Annotated in this window: 16 protein-coding genes; 6 read left to right on the plus strand and 10 right to left on the minus strand. The window is 59.9% G+C overall.

The genetic code is table 11. The features are described from left to right. Positions 1 to 21: 21 nt before the first annotated feature. From queA to P4G45_RS03125, 6 genes are all read right to left on the minus strand, one after another. Complete coding sequence (gene queA / locus P4G45_RS03100) at positions 22 to 1,125, minus strand: tRNA preQ1(34) S-adenosylmethionine ribosyltransferase-isomerase QueA (protein WP_348268220.1); 1,104 nt, start codon at positions 1,123 to 1,125, stop codon at positions 22 to 24. 61 nt (positions 1,126 to 1,186) lie between these two features. Beyond that, complete coding sequence (locus P4G45_RS03105; RefSeq protein WP_348268221.1) at positions 1,187 to 1,852, minus strand: lysophospholipid acyltransferase family protein; 666 nt, start codon at positions 1,850 to 1,852, stop codon at positions 1,187 to 1,189. 36 nt (positions 1,853 to 1,888) lie between these two features. Further along, positions 1,889 to 2,182, minus strand: coding sequence for a hypothetical protein (locus P4G45_RS03110; RefSeq protein ID WP_348268222.1), 294 nt, complete (start codon positions 2,180 to 2,182; stop codon positions 1,889 to 1,891). Continuing rightward, complete coding sequence (locus tag P4G45_RS03115; RefSeq protein WP_348268223.1) at positions 2,182 to 2,658, minus strand: cytochrome c-type biogenesis protein CcmH; 477 nt, start codon at positions 2,656 to 2,658, stop codon at positions 2,182 to 2,184. The genes P4G45_RS03110 and P4G45_RS03115 overlap by 1 nt, the downstream gene beginning before the upstream one ends. Continuing rightward, positions 2,648 to 4,717 (minus strand): heme lyase CcmF/NrfE family subunit, encoded by a 2,070-nt coding sequence (locus P4G45_RS03120; RefSeq protein ID WP_348268224.1) that lies wholly within the window; start codon positions 4,715 to 4,717, stop codon positions 2,648 to 2,650. Before P4G45_RS03120 ends, P4G45_RS03115 begins: the two co-directional genes overlap by 11 nt. A 43-nt stretch (positions 4,718 to 4,760) precedes the next feature. Next, the gene (locus P4G45_RS03125; RefSeq protein ID WP_348268225.1) at positions 4,761 to 5,159 is read right to left on the minus strand and encodes a response regulator; all 399 of its coding nucleotides are present in this window, start codon (positions 5,157 to 5,159) and stop codon (positions 4,761 to 4,763) included. Positions 5,160 to 5,498: 339 nt separating this feature from the next. On the opposite strand from P4G45_RS03125, the gene P4G45_RS03130 reads away from it, so the two are divergent. Then, entirely contained in the window at positions 5,499 to 5,732 is a 234-nt protein-coding gene (locus P4G45_RS03130; RefSeq protein WP_348268226.1) for a hypothetical protein, read from the plus strand. Here the strand turns inward: P4G45_RS03130 and trpE are convergent. Beyond that, a complete protein-coding gene (gene trpE, locus P4G45_RS03135) occupies positions 5,729 to 7,243 on the minus strand; it encodes an anthranilate synthase component I (protein ID WP_348268227.1) in 1,515 nt (504 codons plus the stop codon). The two genes, P4G45_RS03130 and trpE, sit on opposite strands and share 4 nt — an antisense overlap. Positions 7,244 to 7,515: 272 nt before the next feature. Here trpE and P4G45_RS03140 point away from each other — a divergent pair, with 272 nt between their 5' ends. After that, entirely contained in the window at positions 7,516 to 8,781 is a 1,266-nt protein-coding gene (locus tag P4G45_RS03140) for a Glu/Leu/Phe/Val dehydrogenase (protein WP_348268228.1), read from the plus strand. A gap of 4 nt (positions 8,782 to 8,785) precedes the next feature. On the opposite strand, the gene P4G45_RS03145 is transcribed toward P4G45_RS03140, so the two are convergent. Further along, positions 8,786 to 10,276: an Ig-like domain-containing protein gene (locus P4G45_RS03145; protein WP_348268229.1), complete on the minus strand. Its 1,491-nt coding sequence runs from the start codon at positions 10,274 to 10,276 to the stop codon at positions 8,786 to 8,788. On the opposite strand from P4G45_RS03145, the gene P4G45_RS03150 reads away from it, so the two are divergent. Together P4G45_RS03150 and pgsA are read left to right on the plus strand one after the other, a co-directional pair. Then, positions 10,275 to 10,424: a hypothetical protein gene (locus P4G45_RS03150; protein WP_348268230.1), complete on the plus strand. Its 150-nt coding sequence runs from the start codon at positions 10,275 to 10,277 to the stop codon at positions 10,422 to 10,424. The two genes, P4G45_RS03145 and P4G45_RS03150, sit on opposite strands and share 2 nt — an antisense overlap. A 114-nt stretch (positions 10,425 to 10,538) precedes the next feature. After that, positions 10,539 to 11,231, plus strand: coding sequence for a CDP-diacylglycerol--glycerol-3-phosphate 3-phosphatidyltransferase (gene pgsA, locus P4G45_RS03155; RefSeq protein WP_348268231.1), 693 nt, complete (start codon positions 10,539 to 10,541; stop codon positions 11,229 to 11,231). A 22-nt stretch (positions 11,232 to 11,253) separates the two neighbouring features. On the opposite strand, the gene P4G45_RS03160 is transcribed toward pgsA, so the two are convergent. Further along, on the minus strand, positions 11,254 to 12,795 hold the full coding sequence (locus P4G45_RS03160) for a fumarate hydratase (protein WP_348268232.1): 1,542 nt from the start codon (positions 12,793 to 12,795) through the stop codon (positions 11,254 to 11,256). Between the two features lie 95 nt (positions 12,796 to 12,890). On the opposite strand from P4G45_RS03160, the gene P4G45_RS03165 reads away from it, so the two are divergent. Further along, entirely contained in the window at positions 12,891 to 14,291 is a 1,401-nt protein-coding gene (locus P4G45_RS03165; RefSeq protein WP_348268233.1) for an aspartate ammonia-lyase, read from the plus strand. A 55-nt stretch (positions 14,292 to 14,346) separates the two neighbouring features. Here P4G45_RS03165 and P4G45_RS03170 read toward each other — a convergent pair whose 3' ends face one another. Then, positions 14,347 to 15,033, minus strand: coding sequence for an outer membrane beta-barrel protein (locus tag P4G45_RS03170; RefSeq protein ID WP_348268234.1), 687 nt, complete (start codon positions 15,031 to 15,033; stop codon positions 14,347 to 14,349). A gap of 138 nt (positions 15,034 to 15,171) precedes the next feature. On the opposite strand from P4G45_RS03170, the gene P4G45_RS03175 reads away from it, so the two are divergent. After that, positions 15,172 to 15,717: a cytochrome c gene (locus P4G45_RS03175; RefSeq protein WP_348268235.1), complete on the plus strand. Its 546-nt coding sequence runs from the start codon at positions 15,172 to 15,174 to the stop codon at positions 15,715 to 15,717. The last annotated feature ends 19 nt before the right edge of the window (positions 15,718 to 15,736 follow it).

Consider the following 15,736-nt stretch of genomic DNA (forward strand, 5'->3'; position numbering starts at 1 on the left):
GCGTATAAGAGCGGATTGTTTTCAGAGGAGCAACATGCAGTCGCCGTAGGAGAAGAAGCGGTAGCGCTCGCGGACGGCGTGGGCGTAGGCGGCGAGGACGGCTTCTCTTCCGGCGAAGGCGCTTACCAGCATCAGCAGCGTGGATTGCGGGAGGTGGAAGTTGGTGAGCAGGCCGCTGACGACGCGGAAGTTGTGGCCGGGGCTGATGAAGATTTCTGTTGAGCCGGAGTGCGGGTGAAGGCGCAGGCCGGTGTGCGGCTCGAATGGATCGGTCGAGGCTAGCTGGGCGCAGTGCTCGAGGGTGCGAGTGGTGGTGGTTCCGGCGGCGATGATGCGGCGGCCCTCTGCCAGAGCGGCGTTGATGGCGGTGGCGGTGGCGGCGGGGAGGGTGTAGTGCTCGGCGTGGAGGTGTATGTCGGCGAGGTCTTTGGCGCGAACGGGCTGGAAGGTTCCGAGGCCTACGTGGAGGGTGATGGTCTCGATCTGGATGCCGTTTTGCTTGAGTTGGTCGAGGATCGCGGGAGTGAAGTGGAGTCCGGCGGTGGGGGCGGCGGCTGAGCCGGGTTCGTGGGAGAAGACGGTCTGGTAGCGGTCGCGGTCTTCCGGATTGTCGCTGCGGTGGATGTAGGGGGGCAGCGGCATGTGGCCGATTTTTTCGAGGATAGCCTGGAAGTCCGGCGCGGGGGCGAAGCGGAGGGTGCGCTCGCCGAACTCTCCTGCGGTGAGGATCTCGGCGGTGAGGAGTGGCTCGGTTTCGTTGGGGGCGTGGAAGTGGAGGTGTTCGCCGGGCTGGACCTTGCGGCTGGGGCGAACGAGGGCCGACCAGTCGTCCCCGCCAAGATGCTGGGTGAGGAGAACCTCGATGCGTCCGCTGGGGTGGGGGGAGTTTTGTTGGGTGTGCAGACCGGCGCGGGTGGCGTAGAGGCGGGCGGGGATGACACGGCTGTCGTTGAGGACGAGGAGGTCGCCGGGGCGGAGGATTTCGGGGAGGTTGCGGAAGAAGTCGTCGCTGTATTCGCCGGTGTGGCGGTCGAGGCGGAGCATGCGGCTGGTGCCGCGGACGGGTGGCGGGGATTGGGCGATGAGCTCTTCGGGGAGGTCGAAATGGAAGTCGGATACGCGCACTGTTTTATTTTAGTTAGGTCGAGATTGGTGAAAGAGGTCGCGCGTTGCGCGAATGCTCACCTCAGGTGCGATAACGCCGTGTCGAAGATGGGACACCCGGGTTTGTGGATTGGGCGAGTTCGACGGAGTGGTCGAGGGCGGCCTGAACGGCGGCTTGGTCGGCGGGAACCTGGGCGGTCCAGGCGACGGTGACGCGCGAGAAGGGTTTGGGGATGAGGAAGCGGTCCCAGGAGTTAGCCTGCCAGGCACTATGCGGGTGAACGTAGAAGGCGCCGACGGTGCTGCCGACGAGCTTGGCCAGTTGGACGACTCCGGGTTTAGCCACTTGAGCCGGGCCGCGGGGGCCGTCGGCGGTGATGGCGCAGTAGTGGCCAGCAAGGTAGGCGCGCTGCAGGTTGCGCAGACCGGCGGCGCCGTCGCGGGAACTGGAGCCGCGGATGGCGACGAAGCCGAGGCGCTCGACGGTGCGGGCGATGAGTTCGCCGTCGAAGCTGCGGCTGATGAGGATGGTCACGCCATGGTTGCGGAAGCGCCATGCGGAGGCGAGCAGGCAGCGGTGCCAGAAGGCGTAGACGGCGGGCGGGGCGGTGTCGTAGCCGGGAAGGGTGCCGGGGTCGGTGATGTCTTCGTAACGAAGCGTGACGCCGAGGCAGCAGATGATGGCGCTCGCAAGGCGGGGCACGATAGCCAGGGCGATGCGCTGCTTCAGAGTGTACGGAGAGGTCACGAAGATGAGTTTACCCGGAGGTAAGGGCAGGGAGTTTCAGGCCCGGCTTCGTCGTCCCAAATCGCCGCGAGCGTTCAGGCGGTCGATCTCGGCGATCACGCGGGCGGCTTCGTCTTCGAGACCGGTGCGCTGCTCGGTGTAGTCCTGCTCGGGGTACTTTCCGGCGAGATACTCGAAGTTCAGGTCGCGGAGGTTGTCGTAGATGGCGTCCTTGCGTTCGCGCAGGTAGTCGACACGGGTCTTGTCGGCCTGGAAGAACGGGTTGCGTTCCGGCCAGAAGATGAACAGGAAGATTGCGATCGTCAGCACGAGACCAGCTATGGCGCCCATTAGTATTCCGTCTCCCGGCGAATGCGCTCGCGCATCGCGTCTCTGTCTGTATCCGATATGCCTGTTGCGCTGGCGGGGGGCACGTTGACCAGCGACCGGCGCTTCCAGAAATAGATCAAAATGCCGGTGCCGAGCGTGGCAAAAAAGAAGACGGCGAAGGGAGCAATCCATGCGACGTCATCGAATCCGCCGCGAATGGGAGCTGCTAACACTGTCGGCCCGTATTTTGCGGCAAACCAGTTGAAGATCGAGGTATCGGAACCACCAGCGGCCATTTGAGCGCGCAACTGGTCGATCATGGGGCCGGAGTCGGGGCAACTGACGTGGTTGCATTCGAGCAGGATCTGGCCGCAACTGCAGGCGCACACCATCTGATGACCGAGCCTGCTGAAACGGGCGCCTCCATCGCTGGCTCCGAGCATCACCACGGCCAGAAGGCATACCGTCAAACTCTGCATCCACCGCTTAAGCGACATGGTGAACCTCGGCTTCAACCAGCGGTGGCTCGATGGTCGCCTTTGAGCGCGCATTCTTCGTCAGGCTGGGGACCAGCGCGAGGAACGTGCCCATGACGACGATCAGTACGCCGATCCAGATCCAGTTCATCAGAGGGTTGAGAAATACCTTGATGATGGGTCGGTCGGTGTCGGGATTCTTGCCTTCGTAGATTACATAGAGATCGCTCTCCAGTGTCGAGTGCAGAGCGACCATGGTGGAGGACGTCTGGCTGGCGATGTAGAAGCGCTTTTCGGGGGCGAGCTGCGTAATCTTTTTGCCGTGTTTATAGACGTCGAGCAGAGCGTATTCGGTGTCGTAGTTCGGCTTGCTCTCCTGGGTGAAGCTCTGGCAGACCAGCTTGTAGGGACCCATCGTCAGCGAGTCGCCGAAGTTCATCTCCTGCTCCTGCGACTGGTTGAAGGCTCCGCCGGCGATCCCGATAAAGAGGATGACTATGCCGAAGTGGACGAGGTAGCCGCCGTAGCGCCGGGTGTTGCGCCTGACCAGAAGGATGGTGGAGGCGAAGAGATTTTTGCCGGTCTGGGTGCGCACGACGAATGCCCCGCGAAGGAACTCAGAGCTGATGGCCGTAATGACTCCGGCGGCGAGCGAGAAGGTGACCAGCGAAAAAATAGTCGCCTGCATGGCGTCGCCCGCGCTCCAGGGACGCACACCGGCGAGCATGAGAACAACGAGTGCAACCAGGAAGGCGACGCCTGGCAGAATGAAGTTTCGCCGGATCGACCGTAGAGAAGTAGACCGCCACGCCAGCAAGGGGCCGATTCCGGTGAGGAAGAGGAGGAAGAGGCCGACCGGGATATTCACGCGGTTGTAGAACGGCGCGCCCATGGTGACTTTGGAGCCCTGCACGTACTCCGACAGGATGGGGAAGAGCGTTCCCCACAGAACGGTAAAGCAGGCAGCCAGCAGCACCAGATTGTTGAAGAGGAAGCTGGACTCGCGCGAGACCAGCGATTCGAGTTTGTTCTCGGACTTTAGGTGGTCCTTCTGCTTGAAGAATGTGAAGAGGCAGACGGCGAAGACGATGATGATGAATCCATAGAACCAGTTGCCGATGTCGGACTGCGCGAAGGCGTGGACGGAGCTGACAATACCGGAGCGTGTGAGCAGCGTGCCGAGAATGGTCAGCATGAAGGTCGAGAAGATGAGCCAGACGTTCCAACTCTTCATCATGCCGCGCTTCTCCTGCATCATGACGGAGTGGAGGAAGGCGGTGCCGGTGAGCCACGGCATCAAAGATGCGTTTTCGACCGGGTCCCATCCCCAATAGCCGCCCCAGCCGAGGACGCTGTAGGCCCAGTGCGCACCCATGAAGATTCCGCAGGTGAGGAAGAGCCATGTCACCATCGTCCAGCGGCGGGTGATGTGAATCCACTTTTCACCGGGATAGCGCATCATCAGCGCGCCGAGCGCGAATGCGAAGGGAACCGAGAAGCCTACATAGCCGAGGTACAGCAGCGGCGGATGCATCACCATCTCGGGATACTGCAGCAGGGGATTGAGGCCGAAGCCGTCGGCCGCGACCGGGCCGGGTTGGATCGCGAACGGCGGGGCAGCAAAGTTCAGCAGCAGGAGAAAGAAGACCTGGATGGCTGCAAGGATGGTCGAGGCGAAGGCGGACAACCGGACATCCACCCGATGCCGGATGCGCAGCACAAAGCCGTACGCAGAGAGCAGCCACGCCCACAACAGCAGCGAGCCTTCCTGTCCGGACCAGAGCGCGGAGAACTTATACGCCGGATTGAGCGAGCGGTTGGTGTGGTGCAGGATGTAGGAGACGGAGTAGTCGTTGGTGAAGGACGCCCAGACGAGAGCAAATGCAGCGCAACTCAATGCGATGAAGCTGGCGATTCCGGCGCGCCGGGCGGTTTCGCCGAGCCGTCCGGAGCCATCTTCAGCACGGGTCGTCTTGAATCGCCAAAGGGCAAATGCGCCTGCCAGCAGCGTGTAGACGCTCAGCGCCAGAGCCAGCAGCAACGTGAAACTACCAAACTGAGGCATTGGGTGCGAGTGCATGTCTCATTCTCTCAGGGAGAAGGATGGGACGGCAATAAACCGTTTACCGCACAGGCTGTTCCGAGGGACTCTGCAGCTCCGGTTGTATCAGATCATTCACACTGGCCAGAAGATGATCGGGATGGAAGGGCTTCATCCGAAAGCGCACCCGAAGGCCTTCGTACTCGGCTTCAGCCTCCTCTGACCCGCTGATAACCAGTACGGGCAGCTTCGAGTGGGTCTGACGAAGTTGCCGGACAAACTCTGCCCCATTCATCCCCGGCATGGTGTGGTCGGTGATGATCAGGTCGATCTCTGTGGGGAAGTCGCCACGCTGAAGCTGATCAAGTGCCCGCTGGGGGTTGAGTACGGCAATTGCGGTGTATCCGGCGCGCTTCAAAATGGCCTGCCGGGTGGCGGCCTGCACTGCATTATCGTCAATAAGGAGGATGGTTGCCGTCATTCTGCGTCTATTGCTCCAAGGAAGAAAGCCCAACAATTTTCGATCAAGGCTTGTCCCGTTGTGAGAGCAAGACTAAGGAAGAAATACGGACAAACTGCCGTACCGGCGGTGCGTCCGCAGGATGCTTCCTACGATGCGTCGTTTGAACCGCAAGTTATCCGGTACACCAATATTATCGTTTTAGGTCGGAATACAGGCGGCCTCCTCCGCTGCAGGAGCGCCGCTTTCGAATTGAAAGCACCTGGTGTTTGGGATGAGTATTGTCTGCAGTCGGTGGTCATCCGGCGTGTGGACAACAGCCTTTGGAAGAGGCACATCTAATGTGCCCAGGTGACGCGAATGCTCTTGACTTCAAAACGCTGGAAACACTTTACCGCGATGGCGCTGATTGGAGATGGCGTCATGGCTGTTGTTTGTCCTCGCCATGATGCTTTGGCTTGGGAGCGCGGCCCAAAGGCATGGCAGAACCTGATGCATAAGCTGCAAGACCGTCCCGGCCTTACCCGGGCGATCGGTGCGGCGCAGATTATCGGCGGCGTCTGGTGGGCGCTGCATCATGAGAGGGAAGATTAGCTCTTGCGAGCTCGCTCGATTGCCCGCACGACGGCTTGGGCTTTATTGCGGCACTCTTCAAACTCTTTTTCCGGCACAGAATCGGCGACGATGCCTGCTCCTGCTTGAATGTGCCCTTGCTTTCCATTCATGAAGAGGGTGCGGATGGCGATGCAGGAGTCGAGATTGCCGTTGAAGTCGGCGTATAAGATGCTGCCGCCGTAGACGCCGCGCCGTGTCGGCTCCAACTCCTCGATGATCTCCATGGCGCGAATCTTTGGCGCTCCGCTGAGCGTTCCTGCCGGGAAGCAGGAGCGGAAGGCATCGATTGGCGCAAGCTCGGGCTTCAGCTTTCCTTCGAGCGTGCTGACGAGATGCATGACGTGACTGTATTTTTCCACGTACATCAGATCTTTCACCTTGACGGAGCCGAACTCACTGACGCGGCCCACGTCGTTGCGCCCGAGATCGACCAGCATAATGTGCTCGGCTACCTCCTTCGTGTCTGAGCGAAGGTCGGCTTCGAATGCCGCGTCCTCGACCTCGTCGGCGCTTCGCGGACGGGTGCCGGCGATGGGGCGATACTCCACCTCCCGGCCGTGCACGCGTACCAGCAACTCCGGCGAAGAACCTACGATGTGCGCTGCTGTTGGCTTCTTCCCAGATTTGGCGTCCATGCCGAAGCGCAGAAAATACATATAGGGCGAAGGATTCACGATGCGGAGCGCGCGATAGATCTCAAATGCATCGACGCCGGGCACGCAGTCGAAGCGCTGCGAGAGCACGCATTGAAAGACGTCGCCCGATGCGATGTACTCCTTCGTTTTGTTGACGGACTTGATGAAGGCTGCCTTTGATGTTTGCGGCGCCAGTGTCAACTTTCCGGCAGGCTTCTTCCTTGGCTTTGCAGGCAATGCGCTCGCCAGTCGTCGCTCCATTCGGTTCAGCCGTCGAACTGCGCGTTCGTAGGCGCCGTCACGGGCCTCGCGCGTCAGGTCGACCGTTGCTATCAGATGAATCTCTTTCTTTACGTGGTCGAACGCCAGCACCTGGTCGAAGAACATGAGGCAGGCATCAGGAACGCCGAGGTCGTCCTTGGCAAGCGACGGGAGTTTTTCGATCTGCCGCACGACATCGTAGGCGAAGAATCCTACCGCTCCTGCGGTAAATGGAGGAAGGCCAGGAAGCTTTGCCGGAGTGTGGCCGGTCAGCGCACTCTTCAACTCCTCAAAGATATCGCCGGTAAAGCTGCGCTGGCGGCGACCCTGCTGCACTGTGATCTGCTGGCCGTGCGCCACGATCTTTTTATAAGGCTGGATGCCGATGAAGGTATAGCGGCCAACGTGCTTGCCGCCCTCGACCGACTCCAGCAGAAAGGCCTCCGGTTCTTCAGCTGCAATGCGCAGAAAGGCCGACACTGGCGTCTCGAGGTCGGCCGTCACCGTGCGATAGACAGGGACGAGCGAGTGCTTGCGGCTCAACTTCAGAAAGTCATTCGCAGAGGGCAGGGAATTGGCGTCGGCAGTGGGCATGGCTGCCTCCATCATAACTGCGAGGGCGACCACGGATGAGCGCGGATAAACACGGATAAAGACAAATTGCGTACATCCTTCTCGCGTCGATCCGCTGTCGACTTGTATTGGCTTCCAACGTACGTCTAATGATTGAGTTTGTTTGCGCAACTTTATTGCGCGAGCCTATACTCCTCGGGTTTGGCCACGGACCGGTCTGGCCGAACGTGTGTTTTGCTATTAAGCAGGCGGCCGGAAAATGCTTTATGGGACAGGAACAAAGGAAGACGATCATGCAGACTCTCACTATCGAGCAGGAAACAAACCCCTGGGAAGCACAAGCCGCTCGATTCGATATCGCCGCTCAAAAACTCAACCTCGATGCTGGAATCATGAAGGTCCTGCGCCTGCCCGTCCGCGAGATCACGGTTTATATCCCGGTGGGCATGGACGATGGATCGATCGAAGTATTTACCGGATACCGGGTTCAACACTCGATTGCACGCGGTCCCGGCAAGGGCGGCGTTCGCTACGCGCCCGATGTCTCGCTCAACGAGGTGCGCGCACTGGCCAGCTGGATGACGTGGAAGTGCGCGGTGGTCAACATCCCTTTTGGCGGAGCCAAGGGCGGGATCATCTGCGACCCGAGAAAGATGTCGCAGGGCGAGCTGGAGCGGATGACTCGCCGCTATACCGCGGAACTGATGGAGTTCATCGGCCCGGAGAAGGACGTTCCCGCGCCGGACATGGGCACCAACGAGCAGACCATGGCGTGGATCATGGATACCTACTCGATGCATACCCGGCAGACCTGCACGGCTGTTGTGACGGGGAAGCCGGTTAATATCGGTGGCTCTCGCGGGCGGCGTGAGGCTACGGGGCGCGGTATCTCCGTCATGTGCGATGAGGCGCTGAAGCATCTTGGCATGTCCATTGAGGGGTGCCGCGTTATCGTCCAGGGGTTTGGCAACGTCGGCTCGAACGCCGCCCTGATTCTCGCGGCGAAGGGCTACAAGATCGTCGGCATCGCCGAATATGATGGCGGTCTTTATGATCCGTATGGCATCAACATCCGCGCTTTGGTTGAGCACCGCGCGAAGGCTGGCACGATCAATGGTTTTGCCGGAGCGGAGGCCGCAGACAAGGATGAACTGCTGACCCGCGAGTGTGAGATTCTCATTCCCGCGGCGACGGAAAACGTCATTACCAGCCGCAACGCCGACAGGCTGCGCTGCCGCATCCTCTGTGAGGGCGCCAATGGACCTACGACGACTGTCGCCGATGAGATTCTCGCGGATAAGCGTGTCTTCGTCATCCCCGATATTCTTGCCAACGCAGGCGGCGTCACGACCAGCTACTTTGAGTGGGTTCAGGACCGCATGGGCTATTTCTGGACGGAGGCCGAAGTGAACGAGCGCCTCGACCGCATCATGGCTGACAGCTTCCATGACGTGCTTGCTTATGCGAACACCCACAGCGTCAACAACCGCATCGCTGCGTACATGTTGGCGATCGATCGCGTCGCCTATACAACCAAACAGCGTGGCATGTACGCATGAACCCTTAAGGGACGGTCACATGCAGCACGATCTTTGTAATGACCGTGCTGCTGGCCGTTCCCGTTGAAGTGCCGATGATCTTGATGGTGTAGTCGCCGGGGCGGGTTCCCAGGTCAGTGCAGTTTCCGCAGCCGATCAACGTTGCCATACCGCAGGCGGCGACGAGAACAAGCAGCAGGCCCTTCAGCGATTTGCGGCGGCGACGCGGAATAAACAGCAGCAGCAAACCAGCAAGCGCGGGACCGGCAAAGGGTAGACCTGCATTCTGGGTGTAGGGTGTCGTCGATTCGCAGCTATGGGGAAACATGGTGCTGATCTGCAGACTGGTGGTGCCGCCATTGACGGGGAGCGTCGCCGTGCCGAAGGTGCAGGCGGATTCTGTTGGCAGGCCCGCGCACGAGAGTTGCACCGGCTGAAGGGTGCCGGTTTGCGGAGCTACCGTGATCAGCAGATTCACTGCGCTTCCAGTCACGACGGTGGGCGTGCCTGCAATGGTTAGCGTGAATGGACTCTGACTCGTCGCAGAAGATGCACTCACTACCTCGATCAGTGGCGTGGATGAGCTTGCTGCGGTGACTGCATTGCCTGCATAGCTGGCAGAGATGGTGTGGCTGCCGGTTCCGAGCGAAGCCGTGCTGAACGTCGCCAGCCCAAGGCTGTTCAATGGGGCAGTTCCCAACACTGTGCTTCCATCCAGAAGCGTTACCTCTCCCGTTGGCACCAGCGACTCACCCATCGTTGAGACAGCAGCGGTAAAGGTTACGTTCTGGGCGGCGGATACTGGGTTCACGTTGGACGCCAACGTTGTTACCGTTGCGATCGCTCCTCCGGGTTGAACGGCCTGATTCAGCACAGTGCTGGCCCCGGAAAAGTTCTGCGTCGCCGCATACTGAGCCGTGATTGTGTGGGTACCCAACGTCAGCGCAGAGGTTGCTAGCGTCGCGACCCCGGCCTGATTCAACGTGGCGATTGCAATCAGGTTCGTTCCATCGAAGAAGCCGATTTGGCCTGAAGGAATGGCATGGTCTCCCTGAGCGGTTGCAGTAAGCACCACACTCTGGCCGAAGCTTGCCGGATTTGCGGAACTGGTCAGGTTTACCGTCGTCGTATCGGGCAGAACGGTGATGTATACGCCATTTGAAGTCGAACCCAGGTGTGCTGCGTCGCCGGAATACACTGCCGTCAGCAGGTGCGTTCCCGCCGCGAACCCTGTTCCCGCGCTGGGAGGGCAGCTTGTCGTCTGCGTCACCGGGATGGTGCAGATATTCGCGGTCCCGTCGTAGAACGTGACTGTTCCCGACAGAGTTGTGCCGTCGCTTGAGTTGACGACCGCGTAGCCGCTGACATCTTCGCCAAAAGAGGTCGTGGAGGGGGTCGAGATCGTCAGCACAATGGAGGTGGCGACGGCGGTCGATTGCTGTGCCAGTGCAGGGACGGCCGCAGCCATCAAGGTGAGAGTTGCGGCAGTTTTCCGGGCGAAGCTTCGAATCGACATGCAAAACACTCTCAAGCCGTCGTGGCAGACGGTCTCTATATCGGCGTTTCTGGCCGAAGACGAGAGAGTGTGCTGGATAGATGAGGTTCAGCGCGAAGGTCTGCGATCCAAGCTGGGAATCTCCGAAGAGAGCAACAATTCTCAGTAAAAGATCGTCTCTATGAAGAGGCATGCCGGGCTTTTACGCCGCTGCTACCCCTGATGTGGCAGAATTACTATCATTGGGCGGTGTTGCCACCCACGCCGTTCTCAAGTTCTGCTCATGAACCTGCCCAACTCCATTACGATGAGCCGCGTTGCCTGCGTGCCCCTTCTTATCTGGATACTCTCGCCCTCGTTTCCCTGGGTGGGTGGTCATGGAGCGCTGGGCTTGCGTGGCGGCGAACAAGAGGTCATCGCCTCCATCGTCTTCATTCTGGCCAGCATTACTGACGGCCTCGACGGCTACCTCGCGCGGCGGCGGCAGCAGATTACCACCATGGGGATGTTGCTCGATCCATTGGCCGACAAGCTGATGGTCAGCGCGGCCTTTATTATTCTGGTTGCCTACAATCCACGCGTCGTTCCGCCGTGGATCGCCGTCCTGGTGATTGGCCGCGAGTTTCTCGTCTCGGGGTTGCGCTCCATCGCCGCCGCCGAAGGCTTTACTATTCAAGCCAGCGAGATCGGCAAGCTCAAGACTGTCATCCAGATTGTTTCGGTTGTGGCCGCTATTCTGGCGCACCGCTGGGACTACTGGAACTGGGGCGGATTCATCGTTGGCGTCCACTTTATCGCCGTGACGGCGATCTACTGGATGGCGATCGTCTCGATTATTTCGGCGGTCGATTATTTCGTCGGCTTCTGGAAGAAGATCGATCACGCCAGCGACACGCGCCGCAGGCGGCGTAGCTTCGTGCTAAACCGAAAGGCCAAGCAGGTCCCGCCAGCGGAAAATCCTTCGCGCATCTCCTGATATTCGACATCCAAGTGGGGCGTTATTGCAGGATTCGCACGCCGCCCAGGTCTCCCGATATTCTCGCCTTCCATTCGGCGGGCCCAGTGGTGTGGACGCTGGTTCCCTTGGTGTCGACGGCGACGGTAACGGGCATGTCTTTCACGTCGAACTCGTAGATCGCCTCCATGCCGAGGTCTTCAAAGGCCAGCACGCGGGAGCTTTTGATTGCCTTTGAGACGAGGTAGGCTGCGCCGCCGACCGCCATCAGGTAGACCGCCTCGTTGTCGCGGATCGCTTCAATGGCGGCTGGGCCGCGCTCGGCTTTGCCGACCATTCCCAGCAGGCCGGTTGACTCCAGCATTTGCCGAGTGAACTTGTCCATGCGGGTTGCGGTCGTTGGACCGGCGGGACCGACGGCCTCTTCACGCACGGCATCCACCGGGCCGACGTAGTAGATGAAGCGGTTAGTGAAGTCCACTGGCAGCTTCTCGCCACGGTTCAGCATGTCGGTCATGCGCTTGTGCGCTGCGTCGCGCCCGGTCAGAAGCTTGCCGCTCAGCAGGACAACCTCGCCCGGCTTCCACGTTTTTACGTCATCGCGTGTCACTGTATTCAAATCGACGCTGCGAGCCGTGCTGACGTCGTAGGTCAGCTTCGGCCATGCATCGAGCGATGGCGGTTCGAGCATCACCGCGCCGCTGCCGTCCAAGTGAAAGTGCGCGTGGCGCGTCGCGGCGCAGTTGGGAATCATCGCCACCGGCAGATTCGCCGCGTGGGTCGGATAATCCAGAATCTTGATATCGAGCACGGTGGTCAGGCCGCCGAGACCCTGTGCTCCAATGCCGAGACGGTTGACCTTGTCGTAAAGCTCGATCCGCAGCTCTTCGAGCTTGTTCTTCGGCCCGCGCGCCTTTAGCTCCTGCATGTCGATGGGGTCCATTAGCGCTTGCTTCGCCAGCAGCATTGCCTTCTCCGCCGTGCCACCGATGCCGATGCCGAGCATTCCCGGCGGGCACCATCCCGCGCCCATGGTCGGCACCGTCTTCAGCACCCAATCCACAATCGAGTCCGAAGGGTTCAGCATGACAAACTTCGACTTCGCCTCTGAGCCTCCACCCTTGGCTGCGACGATCACATCTACGTCGCCGCCCTTGACCAGAGAAACCTCGACGACTGAGGGTGTATTGTCCTTCGTATTCTTCCGCGTAAACGCGGGATCAGCCAGAATGCTTCCGCGCAACTTGTTATCGGGGTCAAGATAGGCCTTACGCACGCCCGCATCGCATATGGCTTGCAGGTCCAAGGTGGCCGGGCCACCGTTCGGCCCTTGCCATACGACCTCCATGCCCACCTTCAAAAAGATGGTGACAATGCCTGTGTCCTGGCAGATGGGTCGATGCCCCTCGGCGCACATCCGTGAGTTGATGAGGATTTGCGCCATTGCATCTTTGGCCGCATGGCTCTCTTCCATCTCATAGGCCCGCGCCAGATTGGCGATGTAATCGACCGGATGGTAGTAGCTGATGTATTGCAGAGCGTCCGCCACGCTCTGAGTCAAATCGTCCTGATTGATGATTGCCATATTTTTCTCTCGGCATTGATTCTAGGATGTCAGACATAGTGTTGTCCCTTCTGCCGCCCGGATGGCTCCCAGCATCCAATGTTTAGAGAAAGATCATGCCCGATACCCGCACAGAAACCGATTCGTTAGGAGCCATCGAAGTTCCCGCCGACGCTCTCTACGGAGCGCAAACTGCCCGCGCCATCGCCAACTTCCCCATCAGCGGACTCAAGGCGAGCCCATTCCTCATTCGCGCATTGGCGATGATCAAGCATGCCGCCGCCGAAGCCAACGAGTCTCTCGGTCTCATCACAAAAGAGCAGGGAAGCGCCATTCAGCAGGCGGCGCAGGAGATTGTCCATGGGCGGCACCACGATCACTTTGTCGTAGATGTCTTTCAGGCCGGAGCCGGAGTCAGCCTGCATATGAACACCAATGAGGTCATCGCCAACCGCGCGGGGCAAATCCTTGGGGAACCACCAGGCACCTACAAAAAACTCCACCCCAACGATCATGTCAACTATGGCCAGTCCACGAATGACGTCTTCCCCACAGCCATGCGCCTCGCCACCCTGCTGGCGCTCGAAGACCTCTATCCCGTCCTGAACGACCTCGCCGCGAGCCTCGACGCCAAGGCGCGCGAGTTCAAAGACATCCTTAAAGCCGGCCGTACCCACATGCAGGACGCCGTCCCCATCACGCTGGGGCAGGAGTTCAGGGCCTACACTGTGGCCATTCAGAAGTGTCACCAGCACATCGCCCGCACCGCCGAGTCCCTCCGCGAATTGGGTCTGGGAGGCTCCGCCGTCGGCACCGGCCTCAATACGCATCCCGACTATCGTCAGCGCGCCATCGACAACCTCAGCCGCATCTCCGGTTTTGAGCTGGCTCCCGCCGAAGACCTGCGTTATGCCATGCAATCGAACGCCGCGATGGCCGACGTCTCTGCCGCACTCCGCACCCTGGCGCTCGAACTGATCCGCATCTCCAACGATCTGCGCCTGTTATCGAGCGGCCCCAACACAGGCTTCAACGAGATCCATCTGCCGAGCCTCCAGCCCGGCTCCAGCATCATGCCCGGGAAGGTCAATCCTGTGCTTGCTGAACTAACGGCGATGGTCGCCTTTCAGGTTATCGGCAACGACACGGCCACCGCCTACGCCGTTCAGGCCGGACAGCTTGAACTCAATGTCATGATGCCCACGATGGCCCACAACACGCTGCAATCCATCACCATTTTGACCAATACGCTGCGCCAGTTGGACCACCACTCCATTCGCGGAATCACTGCAAATCAGGAGCGCTGCGCCCACTACGCCGCCAGAACGATTGCGCTCGCCACTGCGCTCAATCCCTACATCGGCTATGCAAAGGCAGCCGCGCTGGTAAAGGAATCTGTCGCTTCCGGCCAGAGCATCGTGGCCCTTGCTCGCGAGAAGAAGCTGCTCACCGAGGAGCAGATCGCTGAGATCCTCGACCCCAAAAACATGACGGAACCACGCGCCAGAAAGTCCTGACTACCGCGGTTCCGTCGTCTTTACCAATTCAACTGCCTGTCGAAGCGGTGGTTGCTTAGTTTCTTCCAAACCGATAGACGAGGCCGATGTTGAGTCCGGCGTTGTTTTGTATGGTTCCCCCGAAGGTTGTGCCTAGATAGGTCGGCGTGATGCGGACTGCCAAATTGGGGTAGAAGTTGTAGTCGAGGTTGAGTCCTACGGAGAACGCCGCCCGGGTTTCAGAAGGCCACGTGCCCAGCAGGGAAGAGGGAATTCCCTTCGAGCCGCTGTCGAACTTGCCGACTCCCGCACCACCCACGGCGAAGACGCTCGCTGCGGTCTTCTCCTTCGCGTAAAAGCGGTAGGAAGGGCCGGCCATGAAGGCGTACTCCGAGATCTGGGGGTTGAACTTGAGGTAGTCGTTTGTCCCGATCTTGGCATTGCCGTAGGCGCCGCGAACATCGGCTTCGATGCCGATCTTCGGGTTGAGATAGCGTGTCCCGCTCAGCCAGAAGGAGACCTCGTTGTTACGCTGCAGGCCCTCGCCCGAGCGATAGCGCAGATACCCGCCGCCTCCGCCGACCTCCCACCTATGGCTGTAGGTGTCCTTGACGATCCGCGCGATTCTGGCCTGACGGTTGGCGTTCGATTCGCGCCGCTCCCGCCGCGTCGACTGCGCCTGCACGATGCCTGCTCCGCTGGCCATCAATCCTGCCAGCAACGTAACCGCTACACACTTTTCCTTCAACTTCAAAACGAACATCAACCATTACTCCCGCACAAGCTGCGCTTTGCTATTGTTGAAACCTGGAGGGCGCGCCGATAAAACCAGCTGCGGCCATCCCTTATTAGAACATCCGCCGCCATTTCCGGGGCGGCTACCGGCGAAGGAGCACATACGATGGCGAAAAAAAATGGAAACGGCGGCTTTGGCAAGGTCTTTCTGGGCTTCATTCTTGGCATTGCTGCCGTTGCGGCGGGCGCGTTTCTCTATCTTCACTTTGGCACGCTGCCGGTCGCGGTGTCTGACGCTCCCTTCCCTTACGAGAAGCAGATCGTCAAGGTGCCCTTGAATGGCCGCATCGATCGCGAGATCAAGACGCCGCCCTTCGGCATCAATGAGGATGTCTTCGAGTCGGGCGCACACATCTACGTCGACCAGTGTGCCAGTTGCCATGGCGTCCCCGGCCACGACGTAGGCTATGCCCGGTATATGTACCCCAGCGCGCCTCAGCTATGGAAGAAGCATGGAAAGTCAGGCGTGGTCGGCGTAAGCGACGATTCGGCTGGCGAAACCTACTGGAAGGTGGCCAACGGCATCCGGCTCACCGGGATGCCCGCCTTTAAACATGTGCTTACGGATACACAGATGTGGCAGGTAAGCCTTCTGCTGAAGAATGCGAACGCTGAGCTGCCTTTGCCGGTGACACAGATTCTGACCAAGTAGGAGAGGAGTAAGCGGTCTC

The organism is Edaphobacter paludis (assembly GCF_039993895.1).
Lineage (GTDB): Bacteria > Acidobacteriota > Terriglobia > Terriglobales > Acidobacteriaceae > Edaphobacter > Edaphobacter paludis.

Excerpts from the sequence above, each read along its gene's own strand:
- P4G45_RS03110 (WP_348268222.1), bottom strand. The coding sequence starts at position 2,182 with ATGGGCGCCATAGCTGGTCTCGTGCTGACGATCGCAATCTTCCTGTTC.
- P4G45_RS03115 (WP_348268223.1), bottom strand. The coding sequence starts at position 2,658 with ATGTCGCTTAAGCGGTGGATGCAGAGTTTGACGGTATGCCTTCTGGCC.
- P4G45_RS03120 (WP_348268224.1), bottom strand. The coding sequence starts at position 4,717 with ATGCACTCGCACCCAATGCCTCAGTTTGGTAGTTTCACGTTGCTGCTG.
- P4G45_RS03125 (WP_348268225.1), bottom strand. The coding sequence starts at position 5,159 with ATGACGGCAACCATCCTCCTTATTGACGATAATGCAGTGCAGGCCGCC.
- P4G45_RS03130 (WP_348268226.1), top strand. The coding sequence starts at position 5,499 with ATGCTCTTGACTTCAAAACGCTGGAAACACTTTACCGCGATGGCGCTG.
- trpE (WP_348268227.1), bottom strand. The coding sequence starts at position 7,243 with ATGCCCACTGCCGACGCCAATTCCCTGCCCTCTGCGAATGACTTTCTG.
- P4G45_RS03140 (WP_348268228.1), top strand. The coding sequence starts at position 7,516 with ATGCAGACTCTCACTATCGAGCAGGAAACAAACCCCTGGGAAGCACAA.
- P4G45_RS03150 (WP_348268230.1), top strand. The coding sequence starts at position 10,275 with ATGCAAAACACTCTCAAGCCGTCGTGGCAGACGGTCTCTATATCGGCG.
- P4G45_RS03145 (WP_348268229.1), bottom strand. The coding sequence starts at position 10,276 with ATGTCGATTCGAAGCTTCGCCCGGAAAACTGCCGCAACTCTCACCTTG.
- pgsA (WP_348268231.1), top strand. The coding sequence starts at position 10,539 with ATGAACCTGCCCAACTCCATTACGATGAGCCGCGTTGCCTGCGTGCCC.
- P4G45_RS03160 (WP_348268232.1), bottom strand. The coding sequence starts at position 12,795 with ATGGCAATCATCAATCAGGACGATTTGACTCAGAGCGTGGCGGACGCT.
- P4G45_RS03165 (WP_348268233.1), top strand. The coding sequence starts at position 12,891 with ATGCCCGATACCCGCACAGAAACCGATTCGTTAGGAGCCATCGAAGTT.
- P4G45_RS03170 (WP_348268234.1), bottom strand. The coding sequence starts at position 15,033 with ATGTTCGTTTTGAAGTTGAAGGAAAAGTGTGTAGCGGTTACGTTGCTG.
- P4G45_RS03175 (WP_348268235.1), top strand. The coding sequence starts at position 15,172 with ATGGCGAAAAAAAATGGAAACGGCGGCTTTGGCAAGGTCTTTCTGGGC.